Annotated in this window: 12 protein-coding genes; 1 reads left to right on the forward strand and 11 read right to left on the reverse strand. The window is 60.4% G+C overall.

Features of this window, described 5'->3' with window-relative positions; translation table 11 throughout:
• Positions 1-6 precede the first annotated feature (6 nt).
• The 11 genes from JFT86_RS03675 to JFT86_RS03725 form a co-directional block, all read right to left on the reverse strand.
• Entirely contained in the window at positions 7-1296 is a 1290-nt protein-coding gene (locus tag JFT86_RS03675; protein WP_201235777.1) for an adenylosuccinate synthase, read from the reverse strand.
• 54 nt (positions 1297-1350) lie between these two features.
• On the reverse strand, positions 1351-2538 hold the full coding sequence (locus tag JFT86_RS03680) for an ATP phosphoribosyltransferase regulatory subunit (protein WP_201235779.1): 1188 nt from the start codon (positions 2536-2538) through the stop codon (positions 1351-1353).
• A gap of 313 nt (positions 2539-2851) precedes the next feature.
• Positions 2852-3721, reverse strand: coding sequence for a protease modulator HflC (gene hflC, locus JFT86_RS03685; protein WP_034151639.1), 870 nt, complete (start codon positions 3719-3721; stop codon positions 2852-2854).
• Positions 3721-4890 (reverse strand): FtsH protease activity modulator HflK, encoded by a 1170-nt coding sequence (hflK, locus tag JFT86_RS03690; RefSeq protein ID WP_201235781.1) that lies wholly within the window; start codon positions 4888-4890, stop codon positions 3721-3723. Before hflK ends, hflC begins: the two co-directional genes overlap by 1 nt.
• Before the next feature lie 96 nt (positions 4891-4986).
• Entirely contained in the window at positions 4987-6288 is a 1302-nt protein-coding gene (gene hflX, locus JFT86_RS03695) for a ribosome rescue GTPase HflX (RefSeq protein ID WP_103304663.1), read from the reverse strand.
• A 12-nt stretch (positions 6289-6300) separates the two neighbouring features.
• On the reverse strand, positions 6301-6561 hold the full coding sequence (gene hfq / locus JFT86_RS03700) for an RNA chaperone Hfq (RefSeq protein WP_007902656.1): 261 nt from the start codon (positions 6559-6561) through the stop codon (positions 6301-6303).
• Between the two features lie 94 nt (positions 6562-6655).
• Positions 6656-7627 carry a tRNA (adenosine(37)-N6)-dimethylallyltransferase MiaA gene (gene miaA / locus JFT86_RS03705; protein WP_201235783.1) on the reverse strand — a complete coding sequence of 324 codons (972 nt, stop codon included), beginning with the start codon at positions 7625-7627 and terminating at the stop codon, positions 6656-6658.
• The gene (gene mutL, locus JFT86_RS03710) at positions 7627-9528 is read right to left on the reverse strand and encodes a DNA mismatch repair endonuclease MutL (protein ID WP_201238549.1); all 1902 of its coding nucleotides are present in this window, start codon (positions 9526-9528) and stop codon (positions 7627-7629) included. Before mutL ends, miaA begins: the two co-directional genes overlap by 1 nt.
• A gap of 5 nt (positions 9529-9533) precedes the next feature.
• On the reverse strand, positions 9534-10970 hold the full coding sequence (locus JFT86_RS03715) for an N-acetylmuramoyl-L-alanine amidase (protein WP_277951918.1): 1437 nt from the start codon (positions 10968-10970) through the stop codon (positions 9534-9536).
• A complete protein-coding gene (gene tsaE / locus JFT86_RS03720; RefSeq protein ID WP_201235787.1) occupies positions 10971-11441 on the reverse strand; it encodes a tRNA (adenosine(37)-N6)-threonylcarbamoyltransferase complex ATPase subunit type 1 TsaE in 471 nt (156 codons plus the stop codon).
• On the reverse strand, positions 11429-12928 hold the full coding sequence (locus JFT86_RS03725; RefSeq protein WP_201235789.1) for an NAD(P)H-hydrate dehydratase: 1500 nt from the start codon (positions 12926-12928) through the stop codon (positions 11429-11431). The genes tsaE and JFT86_RS03725 overlap by 13 nt, the downstream gene beginning before the upstream one ends.
• Positions 12929-12991: 63 nt before the next feature.
• Here JFT86_RS03725 and queG point away from each other — a divergent pair, with 63 nt between their 5' ends.
• Positions 12992-14065 carry a tRNA epoxyqueuosine(34) reductase QueG gene (gene queG, locus JFT86_RS03730; protein WP_201235790.1) on the forward strand — a complete coding sequence of 358 codons (1074 nt, stop codon included), beginning with the start codon at positions 12992-12994 and terminating at the stop codon, positions 14063-14065.
• Positions 14066-14078 lie beyond the last annotated feature (13 nt).

Raw genomic sequence — 14078 nt, forward strand, 5'->3', positions numbered from 1 at the left:
GACTTATCAAGCGAACGGATGACGCAGAACGATGGTTTCGTTGCGATCCGGGCCCGTCGAAATAATGTCGATCGGCGCGCCGATCAACTCTTCGACGCGCTTGATGTAGGCACGGGCGTTGGCCGGCAGCTCTTCCAGGGTTTTAGCGCCCACGGTCGATTCGGTCCAGCCCGGCACTTCTTCATATACAGGCTGAAGGCCGACGTAGCTGTCAGCGTCAGTCGGGGCAACGGTGTTGCCCTGTGCGTCTTTGTAGCCGACGCAGATGTTGATGGTTTCCAGGCCGTCGAGTACGTCCAGCTTGGTCAGGCAGATGCCCGAGATGCTGTTCACATCGATAGCGCGACGCAGGATAACGGCGTCGAACCAGCCGCAACGACGGGCACGGCCGGTGGTAGCACCGAACTCGTGACCTTGCTTGGCCAGGTGGGCGCCGACTTCGTCAAACAGCTCAGTCGGGAATGGACCCGAACCAACGCGAGTGGTGTAAGCCTTGGTGATGCCCAGGATGTAGTCCAGGAACATCGGGCCAACGCCCGAACCGGTCGCCACGCCACCAGCGGTGGTGTTGGAGCTGGTCACGTACGGGTAGGTGCCGTGGTCGATGTCGAGCAACGAACCCTGGGCGCCTTCGAACATGATGTCTTTGCCGGCACGGCGCAGGTCGTGCAACTCGGCGGTCACGTCGAGCATCAGCGGCTTGAGCAGCTCAGCGTATTCCTTGCACTCGGCCAGAGTCTTTTCGAACTCGATGGCAGGCTCTTTGTAGTAACCGACCAGCATGAAGTTGTGGTAATCCACCAGTTCACGCAGCTTGTCTTCAAAGCGCGGCATGTTGAGCAGGTCACCCACACGCAGGCCACGACGTGCAACCTTGTCTTCGTATGCCGGGCCGATGCCGCGACCGGTAGTACCGATCTTCAGCTCGCCACGGGCCTTTTCACGGGCCTGGTCCAGCGCCACGTGGAACGACAGGATCAGCGGGCAGGACGGGCTGATACGCAGGCGCTCGCGCACCGGTACGCCTTTCTCTTCCAGCTTGGTGATCTCGCGCAGCAGGGCGTCAGGTGCAACCACCACGCCGTTGCCGATCAGGCACTGCACGCCTTCGCGCAGCACGCCCGACGGGATCAGGTGCAAGACGGTTTTTTCGCCGTCGATCACCAGGGTGTGGCCAGCGTTGTGGCCACCTTGGTAGCGCACTACGGCGGCAGCATGTTCGGTCAGCAGATCAACGATCTTGCCTTTGCCCTCATCACCCCATTGGGTGCCCAGGACTACGACATTCTTACCCATAACACTTGTCCTCATTCGCGCAAACTTGGTGCCGGCGATGGCCGGCAGGAAAACTCAAGAAGCCAGTGGCGATACTTGCCAAAGCCCGTTCTGCTGAATCAATTGCCGGTCGCAGTCCGCATCACGGGCGGCGGCCAAAGGTTGTCCAGGCAAGGCCTGAACGACACGCTGACCCTCACTGCGCAACTGACAAACCTGCTGCCAGAGTGCCGCATCCGTACTGTCAGGCATCCAGATACCGCCAGACGGTAGCTCGATCTCAGCACGCCCCAGGGTCACCAGGGTTTTCAAATCGGTAGAGAAGCCTGTCGCCGGACGGGCGCGACCGAAGTCGGCACCGATGTCATCGTAGCGACCGCCCTGAGCGATGGACTGGCCAACGCCCGGCACAAACACCGCGAACACCACACCGGTGTGGTAGTGGTAACCGCGCAGCTCGCCCAGATCAAAGTACAGCGGCAGCTCCGGGAAGCGCGCCGACAGACGCTCGGCGATTGCCAGCAAATCTTCCAGTGCGGCCAGCACCGGCGTCGGCGCATTGGCCAGACGCTCGCGGGCAGCAGCCAGCACTTCACGGCCGCCACACAGGTCAACCAGCGCACGCAGCATGCCGGACAGATCGGCCGGCAAACCTTCGGTCAAGGTAATGACCTCGTCGATGGCCTTGCGTTGCAATGCATCGAACAGCTGCTGCTCGACTTCACCGGACAGGCCGGCGGCGCGCGCCAGACCACGGTAGATGCCGACATGGCCAAGGTCCATGTGCACATCCGGCACATCGGCCAGTTGCAGCATGGCCAGCATCAGGCTGATGACTTCGACGTCGCTACTCGGGCTGGCATCGCCGTACAACTCGGCGCCCAACTGGATCGGGCTGCGCGAGGACGACAGTGCACGCGGCTGGGCATGCAGCACGCTGCCGGCGTAGCACAGACGGCTCGGGCCTTCACGACGCAGAGTGTGCGCATCGATGCGCGCCACTTGCGGCGTGATGTCAGCACGGAAACCCATCTGCCGGCCCGACTGCGGGTCGATGACCTTGAAGGTACGCAGATCCAGGTCCTGGCCCGCGCCGGTCAACAGGGATTCCAGGTACTCGATATGGGGAGTCACGACAAACTCGTAACCCCAGCTCTGGAACAGATCCAACACCTGACGACGCGCTACTTCAATGCGCGCCGCTTCTGGTGGCAGTACTTCTTCGATGCCATCTGGCAGCAGCCAGCGGTCTACCGTTGCCATTACGCCATTCCCCTTTGATCCGGGCGGCCAGCACGAGGGCGAGCCTTGAGTGAAGCAGAAAATGACCGGGCCGTTCAAAACGCACGCGCATGAACGACGCAGCGAAAGGCCTGATACCGGCTTCGCCCATCACTTTCCTCGAAAAACTGTCGAGTCATTCAACCCGATGTTCTGCAGCAAAAACAGCAATCAAACGTGCAGACGCAAAAAAGCCGGGAATTTCCCGGCTGCCGCATCATACACACGTTTTCCCAAAGGATCACCCCGCCCGAGGTTTTAGCCGCCGGGCGGAATGATTCAGGTCAACGTCGTGTCAAGGCTTGGACTTTTCCAGGTAACGGAAGAAGTCGCTGCTTGGGTCGAGGACCAGGACGTCGGATTTGTTCGCGAAGCTTTCACGGTAGGCGCGCAGGCTACGGTAGAAACCATAGAACTCCTGATCCTGACCGTAGGCCTTGGAGTAGATCGCAGCAGCCTGGGCATCACCGTCACCGCGAACCTCTTCGGATTCACGATAGGCTTCAGCCAGCAGCACGCGGCGTTGACGATCTGCGTCGGCACGGATGCCTTCAGCCAGCTCGTTACCCTTGGCGCGGTGCTCGCGAGCTTCACGCTCACGCTCGGTGCTCATACGCTCGAACACGCTGCGGTTCACTTCTTTCGGCAGATCGATAGCCTTGACCCGGACATCGACAACTTCGATACCCAGCTCTTTTTCCGCCATCTTGTTCAGCGAAGCGGTGATGTCAGCCATCAGCGCATCACGCTCGCCCGACACGACTTCGTGCAGGGTGCGCTTGCCGAACTGGTCACGCAGACCGGACTCCAGACGACGGGACAGACGCTCGTCGGCGATTTGCTTGAGGCCGGAAGTTGCGGTGTAGAAGCGCTCGGCATCTTTCACGCGCCACTTGGCGTAGGCATCAACCATGACGGCTTTCTTTTCCAGGGTCAGGAAACGTTGCGTCGGTGCATCGAGTGTCATCAGACGTGCGTCAAATTTACGCACCTGGTTAACGTAAGGCACCTTCACATGCAGACCTGGCTGAACATCTGCCTGCACCACACGACCGAATTGCAGCAGCACCGCACGCTCGGTCTGAGCGACGATGTAGAAGCAGTTCCAGCCCACCAGTACCACGACAACGCCAACGATCAGGGCGATCAGCGATTTATTGCTCATCAGCGGGTCTCCCTTGTGCGCGACTGCGGCAGGTCAGTGACATGCGGCGTGACATCCGTGTTACTGGCTGCAGCCGAACCGGTGACCGGCGCATTGCTGCCCGAACTGTTCTGAATCATTTTGTCCAACGGCAGGTAAAGCAGGTTGCTCTGGCCGTTCTTGTTGCCGGTCACGAGTACCTTGCTGGTGTTGCTGAAGACTTCCTGCATGGTGTCCAGGTACAGACGCTGGCGGGTGACTTCAGGTGCCTTGCGATACTCGGCGACCAGTTTGGTAAAGCGATCAGCCTCACCCTTGGCGCGCGAGACCGTTTCGTCGCGGTAACCGTTGGCATCCTCGAGGATACGCTGGGCCTGACCACGGGCTTCCGGCACAACGCCGTTTGCGTAGGTTTCAGCCTGGTTGCGCGAACGCTGCTCGTCTTCACGGGCGCGGATCACGTCGTCGAAGGCTTCCTGCACTTCACGCGGTGCCGCTGCGCTCTGTACGTTGACCTGGGTAACGGTGATACCGGTGCGATAGGTATCGAGGAAGCGTTGCAGACGCTCCTTGATTTCGCTGGCCATCAATTCACGACCTTCGGTCAGCACCTGGTCCATGGCGGTGGAACCCACCACGTGGCGCAGGGCGCTGTCGGTCGCATGCTGCAGGCTGATTTCCGGCTGATCAACGTTCAGCACGAAATCCTGCAGGTTGCTGATCTTGTACTGCACGGTCAGCGGGACTTCGACGATGTTCTCGTCTTCGGTCAGCATCTGCCCCTGCTTGGTGTAGGCACGCTCACGCGTGACGTTTTCCATGTACTTTTTATCGATCGGCGGGAAGTAGATGTTCAGGCCCGGGCCGACGGTTTCGTAGTACTTGCCGAAGCGCAGCACCACGGCTTGCTCCTGCTCGTCGACCACGTAGACCGCGCTGTACAGCCAGACAGCCGCCAGCACAACAAGGCCGATGCCGAGCAGACCGCCGAAGCCGCCACTCCTGCCCGAACCGCCGCCGTCATCACCACCGCGTTTCTTACCACCACCGAACAACCCGTTCAGGCTTTCCTGCAGCTTTCGGAAGGCCTCGTCGAGATCCGGTGGCCCCTTGCGGTCGCCGTTATTGCGGCGCTTGCCACCCCAAGGATCCTGATTGTTCGAGTTGCCACCCGGCTCATTCCAAGCCATAGCGCTCTCCATCTGATAAAGCAAAGACGCACCCACGGCGCGCCGACCAATGCTACAGAATGCCTGCCGTCGCGGCACAACCGCTTTGTCAGGCTTTTATTGCAAAGTGTGTTGCTCGATGAACTCCGTCGGCACAACGCCTTCACGACTGACCAGTCGATTGAGCTCCGAGCGCGGCAATCGAACGGCCAGCAAGCTGACACCTTCTTCGTCGTATTCTTCTTTCTGCACCGCACCCAGTTCGAAAAACTGTGCACGCAGACGCGCAAAACGCTGAGGCAACCGCAAGGTACCGACAAACAGGTCACTGCCCAACAACTCGGCAATGGCTTGCTCAAGCAATTCCAGACCACTGCCATCACGCGCCGACAACCAGACCCGTTGCGGCCTGCCGTTTTCGTCGCGCTGGATTTGTGGCTCAACGCCTTCAAGCAAATCGAGTTTGTTGTATACCTCAAGGATCGGCAAGTCCTGGGCGCCAATCTCGCCCAGCACCACCATCACCTGCTCGATCTGCAACATGCGATCCGGTTCGGCCGCATCGATCACGTGCAACAAGAGGTCGGAGTTGCTCGACTCTTCGAGCGTAGACCGAAATGCCTCGACCAGCTTGTGCGGCAGGTGGCGAATGAACCCCACCGTGTCAGCCAGGACGATCGGCCCCAGGTCGTCCAGTTCCAGACGGCGCAGGGTCGGATCCAGCGTGGCGAACAATTGGTCGGCCGCGTAGACGTCGGATTTCGTCACGTTATTGAAGAGTGTGGATTTGCCGGCGTTGGTATAGCCCACCAGGGAAACGGTAGGAATATCCGCACGGGAACGGCCGCGGCGCGACTGTTCGCGCTGACTGCGCACTTTTTCCAGCCGCCCCTTGATCTGTCGCAGGCGAACCCGCAGCAGACGGCGGTCGGTTTCCAGCTGGGTTTCACCCGGACCACGCATGCCGATGCCGCCACCCTGACGCTCAAGGTGGGTCCAGCCACGAACCAGCCGGGTGCTCATGTGGTCAAGCTGGGCCAGTTCTACCTGGAGCTTGCCTTCATGGGTACGCGCGCGTTGGGCAAAAATATCGAGAATCAGACCGGTGCGGTCGATCACGCGACACTCGAAAACACGTTCGAGGTTACGTTCCTGACTGGGCGTGAGGGTGTGATTGAAGATCACCAGATCGGCTTCTTCGGCATGTACCAGGTCGCGTAATTCCTCGACCTTGCCGCTGCCAATCAGGAATTTGGCGGTTGGCCGATGACGCGGCACGTTAAAAAACGCAACGGTCTCGGCGCCCGCCGAATTAGCCAATTCCTGAAACTCCTGCGGATCTTCGCGCGCCTCAGGGTCCTGTCCATCCAAGTGAACGAGAATGACTCGCTCACCACCACCGTGGCGCTCAAAGAACAAAGGAGACTCCTATCAGGCGTTACCTGGCTCAGCGTCACCTGCTTCGGATTCGGTTGCGCTAGGCAGACGAATTGGACGAACCGGCACTACTGTCGAGATAGCGTGTTTGTAGACCATCTGGCTGACGGTGTTTTTCAGCAGGATCACGAACTGGTCGAACGACTCGATCGTGCCTTGCAGTTTGATACCGTTGACCAGGTAGATGGAAACCCCAACTTTCTCTTTACGTAAAGTATTCAAGTAAGGGTCTTGTAGCGAATGCCCTTTTGACATGTGCCGCACTCCTTTAAGGATTCAATAATAAAAATAGGTAATTCAGATGGCTTTGGCCGTCACACCCCCAAGGATAGACGGCAATTGCAAGGACTCAGCTCAATATGGAGATGGTCCCAAGGTATTTCAAGGCGCGTGGCAGATTGTCGCAATCAAGACTGTCCAGCCAGTGTAAATCTTCCCAGCTGCGCAGCCAGGTGAACTGGCGTTTGGCCAATTGGCGCGTGGCAATGACTCCACGCTCCTGCATTTCGGCCAACGTCAGCTTGCCATCCAGGTAATCCCAGACTTGGCGGTAACCTACTGCACGTATAGACGGCAACCCCGAATGCAGGTCACTTCTTTTACGCAGGGCTACGACCTCGTCGATGAACCCCTGTTCCAACATATTTGTGAATCTTTGTTTAATGCGCTCGTGCAGTACCTGACGATTTGCCGGGGCAATGGCCAAGTTCGCGACAGTATAGGGCAATTGTTGCAGTCCCGAAGCGGCTGCTTCAGTACTTTGCGCAGATTGTTGCTGACGCAGCGCGGTCATGCTCTGACCGCTGACCCGATAAACTTCCAGCGCACGACTCAGGCGCTGCGGATCGTTCGGATGAATCCGTGCCGCTGACACCGGATCGATGACCGCCAATTGATCATGCAAGGCTTGCCAGCCAAGGCGTGCAGCCTCTTCTTCGATCTGCGCACGGACGTCCGCATCGGCTGCGGGCATGTCGGCCAGACCATCGACCAAAGCCTTGTAATAGAGCATCGTGCCGCCCACCAGCAGCGGAATTTTTCCGCGTGCGGTGATTTCGGCCATGGCTTGCAGGGCATCGCGACGGAAATCCGCTGCCGAATACGCCTCGGCCGGATCGAGAATATCGATCAAACGGTGCGGATATTCGGCAAGCAGCTCTTTGGACGGTTTGGCCGTGCCGATGTCCATGCCGCGATAGACCAGCGCCGAATCGACGCTGATCAGCTCGCACGGCAATACCTTGGTCAGCTCGATGGCCAGATCGGTCTTGCCCGCAGCGGTCGGGCCCATCAGGAAAATCGCTGGAGGAAGCTGGCTCATCAACGACCGCGCAGGAACAGTTTGTCCAGATCGTCCAGGCCCAATTGGGTCCAGGTCGGTCGGCCATGGTTGCATTGACCGCTGCGCTCAGTGTTTTCCATGTCGCGCAGCAGGCCGTTCATTTCCGGGAGGGCCAGGCGCCGGTTGGCGCGGATCGCGCCGTGGCAGGCCATGGTGCCGAGCAGTTCGTTCAGGTGTGCCTGAATCCGGTCGCTGGTGCCGTATTCCATCAAGTCCGACAGCACATCACCGACCAGGCGGTTGGCCTCGGCCTGCTTGAGCAATGCTGGAATCTGGCGGATCGCCAATGTTTCCGGGCCCAGACGCTGCAATTCGAAGCCAAGACGCTGGAACCACGCCGCGTGCTCTTCAGCACAATCAGCTTCGCGCTGACTGACCGCCAACGACTCCGGCACCAGCAACGGCTGGCCGCTCAGACCTTCGCTGGCCATGGCGATCTTCAGGCGTTCGTACATGATCCGCTCATGAGCGGCGTGCATGTCCACCAGCACCAGGCCCTGGGCGTTCTCCGACAGAATGTAGATGCCCTTGAGCTGCGCCAGCGCATAACCGAGCGGCGGAATGTCTTCCTGACCGGCCGGCAACGCGTTGGCATTGGCCTCGGGCAGCGGCGCGAAAAACTCGCGATACGCCGCTTGTGCCTCGGCAGCCGGCGGCACGGCAGATTGCGGACGCGGCGTGTATTGATACTGATAAGCGCCGCCAGCGCTGGCGCCCGACGAGGTATTGAATGCCGGTTGCGCCTGCGGTTGCTCCAGCAGCGCATTGGCCGCCAGACGCATTTCGCCCTGCGGGCCGAATTCGCCAGCATCCAACCCTGTCGGACGGACGATGGCGGTGGTCACTGAACCGGCAAGCTGATCCTCCGGACGCACATCGCCCAGCGCCCGGTGCAAGGTGCCGTAAAGGAAGTCATGCACCATGCGCCCGTCACGGAAGCGCACTTCGTGTTTGGTCGGGTGGACGTTGACGTCGACCGCTGCCGGATCAACCTCGAAAAACAGTGCAAACGTCGGATGGCGACCGTTGAACAGCACGTCGCGATAGGCCTGACGCACGGCGTGGGCCACCAGTTTGTCGCGCACTGCCCGGCCGTTCACAAAGAAATACTGCAAATCCGCCTGGCTACGGTTGAAGGTCGGCAACCCGACCCAGCCCCACAGGTGCAGACCATTACGCTCGATCTCGATCGGCAACGCCTGCTCAAGGAAACCCGAACCGCAGATCGCCGCCACACGCCGCGCGCGGGCCGCATCATCATGGGCCTCGTGTAGGCTGAGGATGGTCTTGCCGTTGTGGCGCAGATGGAACGCTACGTCGAAACGCGCCAGCGCCAGACGCTTGATCACTTCTTGCAGGTGATCGAATTCGGTTTTTTCAGTCTTGAGGAATTTTCGGCGAGCCGGGGTATTGAAGAACAGGTCGCGGACTTCCACCGAAGTGCCGACCGGATGCGCTGCCGGCTGCACGCGAGGCGCCATGTCGCGCCCCTCGGTTTCGACCTGCCAGGCCTGATCGGCATCGCGGGTGCGCGAGGTCAGGGTCAGTCGCGCCACGGAGCTGATCGACGCGAGTGCTTCACCACGAAAACCCAGGCTCATCACCTGTTCGAGGTCTTCCAGATTGCGGATCTTGCTGGTGGCGTGACGGGCCAGCGCCAGCGGCAGGTCATCAGCGGAAATGCCGCTGCCGTCATCGCGAACGCGCAGCAGCTTGACGCCGCCCTGCTCGACATCGACATCAATGCGCTTGGCACCGGAGTCGAGGCTGTTTTCCAGCAACTCCTTGATCACCGAGGCCGGACGCTCGACCACCTCACCGGCGGCAATCTGGTTCGCCAGCCGTGGGCTGAGCAGTTCGATGCGGGCAGCGTTCAACACCTGATTCATTCTTTGGACGCCAGTTCGGTGCCAGGAATGGTCAAGTGCTGACCGGCCTTCAGATCATCGCTCTTCAGATTGTTGGCGCTGCGCAACGTTGCCGGCGACACCTGATAACGCACGGCGATCATCGCCAGCGTTTCGCCCGGGCTTACGCGGTGGTCACGCGGGCCTTGGGCGATCTTGCCGGAATCACGCAGCCAGGCGATGTAGGTGCCCGGTGGCGGGTTCTGCTGGAAGAACTGGCGCACGCCGCTGCTGATCGAACGCGCCAGCGCTTGCTGATGGCTCGACGCCGAAAGCTTGTTCGCTTCATTGGCGTTGGAGATAAACCCGGTTTCGACCAGGATCGACGGGATATCCGGCGACTTCAACACCATGAACCCGGCCTGTTCCACTCGCTGCTTGTGCAGCGGCGTCACGCGACCGATGTTGGTCAGGACTTTCTGGCCGACGTTGAGGCTGGAGGTCAGCGATGCGGTCATCGACAGGTCGAGCAACACGCCCGCGAGCATGCGGTCCTTGTCGTCGAGGCTGACGTTACCGGCACCACCGATCAGGTCGGAACGGTTTTCACTGTCGGCCAGCCAACGTGCGGTCTCCGACGTGGCGCCGCGATCAGACAGGGCAAACACCGAAGCACCGAAGGCCGCCGCAGACGGCGCGGCGTCGGCGTGAATCGAAACGAACAGATCGGCGCCCTTCTTGCGGGCGATTTCGGTACGGCCGCGCAACGGAATGAAGTAGTCGCCCGTACGCGTCAGTTCGGCGCGGAAGCCTTTCATGCCGTTGACCTGGCGCTGCAATTCGCGGGCGATCTGCAACACCACGTCTTTCTCACGCTGGCCACGCGAGCCGGACGCACCCGGGTCTTCGCCACCGTGTCCGGCGTCGATCACCACAATAATGTCGCGTTTGCCGGCCGGAGCTGGCGGCAACTTGATTGCCGGTTCGGAAGGTGTGACTGGCACCGCTGGCATGGTCGCCACCGAAGGCGTTGGAGCAGGCGCGGGTGCAGGTGCGGCATCGGCCGGGTTATCGAACAGATCGACCACCAGACGGTTGCCGTACTGTGCATTGGGCGCCAGCGAGAAGCTTTTCGGGGTGACGGCTTTCTTCAGATCGATGACCACCCGTAGATCGGTCGGCGTGCGCTGGGCCGAGCGCATCGCGGTGATCGGTGTGTTGGCCGTCTGCACATTCAGCGGCGCGCCGAGGGTGGCGCCATTAATATCGATCACCAGCCGATCCGGTGCGGTCAGGGTGAAGACGCTGTGCTGTACCGGACCGCTCAGGTCGAAGACCAGCCGCGTGTTGTCCGGTGCGCGCCACAGGCGCACGCTGTTGACCTTCGTATCGGCCACAGCGTTGACGGTTACTGCCATCAATATCAGTCCAGCGGCAGCCACCAACGCGCGAAAGCGCATACCTAACCCCATCATTTAATTGGATTCCAATGCCAAAGCGGCACACCAGGCCTCGCCGCGCGAACCCCGGGATAAAATTTTCAGCGAACGCCCGCTGTCTTGCGGGCTAATGGTAATGGTCAGGTCAGGCTTTGGCAAAAAGCCTGCACCTTTATCGGGCCACTCGATCAGGCACAAGGCGTCGTCTTCGAAGTAGTCGCGGATGCCGAGAAACTCCAGCTCCTCCGGATCGACCAGGCGATACAGGTCGAAGTGGAAGGCGCGGATGTCGCCGATCTCGTAGGGCTCGACCAACGTGAAGGTCGGACTTTTTACCGCACCGACATGCCCCAACCCACGGATGATGCCCCGGGACAGCGTGGTTTTGCCCATCCCCAGATTGCCTTCGAGAAAAATCAGGCCGTGACCCTGGGTAACGCGGGCGATCCGTGCGCCAAAGTCGCTCATTTCCTGTTCATCGGCCAGGTACAGGGTTACTTCAGACACGGTGCATGCTCCTCCAACAACTGACGAATGGCTGGAATCAGATCACTGGCCGCCAGCCCACGGCCGAATTTACCTTGTTGCATCCCGGCATTGGCGTGCAGCCAGACGGCCAGGCAAGCGGCATCGAAACCGGCCATGCCTTGCGCTAGCAATGCGCCGGTCAAACCCGCCAGCACATCACCGAGCCCGGCGGTGGCCATGGCCGGATGGCCCTGATGACACAACGCCAGACGTCCATCGGGATGCGCGATCAGGCTACCGGCACCTTTCAACACCACAACCGCTGTATATTTTTTGCTCAACGCCAATGCCGCAGCAGGACGATCGGCCTGCACTTGCGCGGTGCTGATTCCCAGCAAACGTGCCGCCTCGCCCGGATGCGGAGTGATCACGCAGTCTTTGGGCAGGCTGACGAAACCACTCGCCAACAGGTTCAAGGCGTCCGCGTCCCAGACTTGTGGCAACGGCGCATTGGCCGCAGCGGACAATAACGCCCGCCCCCAACTCGCCTGCCCCAGACCTGGACCTGCAACAAGCACTGAAACCTTGTCCAGCAATCCCATTAACTGGTTGGCCGATGAAGCGCCAAGCGCCATGGCTTCCGGCACGCGGGTCAATGCCGCCGCCACGTGTTCCGGGCGGGTGGCCAGCGAAACCATGCCAGCGCCGCTGCGCAGGGCGCTTTCGGTACTGAGCAGAATAGCCCCGCCGAAACCGTGATCGCCGCCAATCAGCAGCACATGGCCGAATCGTCCTTTGTGCGCGGTCGGTGCACGCGCGGTCAGACGCGGCAGATTAGCCTTGTTGAGACGTCGAGCACTGACAGGAATGTCACGATAGGTTTCGGCCGTGGCTTGCAAATCGTTAAACACCAGTTCGCCGATGCAATCCGCTGCGTCACCGGTAAACAGGCCGACTTTCAAACCAATGAAGGTGACGGTGAGGTCGGCGCGAACTGCGTCACCGAGTACGTGTCCGGTATCGGCGCACAGCCCGGAAGGAATATCCACCGCGATTACCGGCAAGCCGCTGGCGTTGATCGCTTTGATGGCACCGGCGTAAGGCTCGCGCACCTCACCGGTAAGGCCGGTGCCGAGCAAGGCATCGACGATGACGCCGTGCAGTTCGCTTTGCGCAGTCCAGTCCTGCACGGGGACGCCTTCAGCCAACGCCTCGGCATGGGCCAGCGCGGCATCACCCTGCAAACGCTGCGGGTCAACGACCGCCAACACCCGTACCGTCCAGCCTGCCCGCCGCGCCAGTGCAGCGACCAGATAACCGTCACCTGCGTTGTTGCCATGCCCGGCCAACACGCTCAGCTCGGTCTCTGAAGGCCATTGTCGAACCAGTGCCCGCCATGTCGCATGGGCGGCGCGCAGCATCAATTCGAAGCCCGGCGTGCCGGCAGCGATCAGCCGCGCATCGAGTTCGCGCACCTGTGCGGCGCCATACAGCGCGTCGGGTAATTCATCTTTCGTGTGCGGCATGCGTCTTCGGGCTCCGATGTCTGGCAGAATTATACGCACCTCAGCTCCGGTTTCTCTCGCCTCATGTCCGCCATCACCACAGACCTGCCCGCCCTCGCCCAATCGATCAAGGATTGGGGGCGCGAACTGGGCTTTCAGCAAGTCGGCATCAGCGGCCTCGATCTGGCCGAGCATGAGCAGCATCTGGAGCGCTGGCTCGCCGCTGGCTATCACGGCGAAATGGAATACATGGGCGCCCACGGCAGCAAGCGCTCGCATCCCGAAGAACTGGTTCCGGGCACTTTGCGCGTGGTTTCGCTGCGCATGGACTACCTGCCAGGCGATACCGAGATGGCCAAACTTCTGGCGCAACCGGAAAAAGCCTACGTGTCGCGTTATGCCTTGGGCCGCGATTACCACAAGTTGATCCGTAAACGCGTTCAACAATTGGCCGACAAGATTCAGTCCGAGATCGGGCCGTTCGGGTTCCGCGCCTTTGTCGACAGCGCCCCGGTGCTGGAAAAAGCCATCGCAGAACAGGCCGGGCTGGGCTGGATCGGCAAGAACACCCTGGTGTTGAACCGCAAGGCCGGCAGTTATTTCTTTTTAAGCGAACTGTTCGTCGATCTGCCGCTGCCGGTGGATGATCCGCACAGTACCGAACACTGTGGTCGTTGCACCGCCTGCCTGGACATCTGCCCGACCAATGCCTTTGTTGGCCCTTATGTGCTGGACGCTCGACGCTGCATTTCTTATCTGACCATCGAACTGAAAAGCGCCATCCCCGAAGACCTGCGACCGTTGATCGGCAACCGGGTGTTCGGCTGCGATGACTGCCAGATCGTCTGTCCGTGGAACCGATTTGCCAAGCCTTCCGGAGAAAGCGACTTCAAGCCACGGCACAATCTCGACAATGCCGAATTGGCCGAGCTGTTTTTGTGGGATGAAGAGAAGTTTTTGAGTAGCACTGAAGGCTCGCCGTTGCGGCGGGCCGGGTATGAACGCTGGTTGCGCAATCTGGCGGTGGGATTAGGCAATGCGCCTTCAACGATTCCGGTATTGGAGGCGTTGAAGGCGCGACGGGATTATCCGTCGGAGTTGGTCAGGGAGCATGTGGAGTGGGCGCTGGAACAGCACTCCAGACCTTCAAACCCATAAAGGGCGAGCTAAG

The organism is Pseudomonas sp. TH06 (assembly GCF_016651305.1).
In the GTDB taxonomy this organism is placed as follows: Bacteria; Pseudomonadota; Gammaproteobacteria; order Pseudomonadales; family Pseudomonadaceae; genus Aquipseudomonas.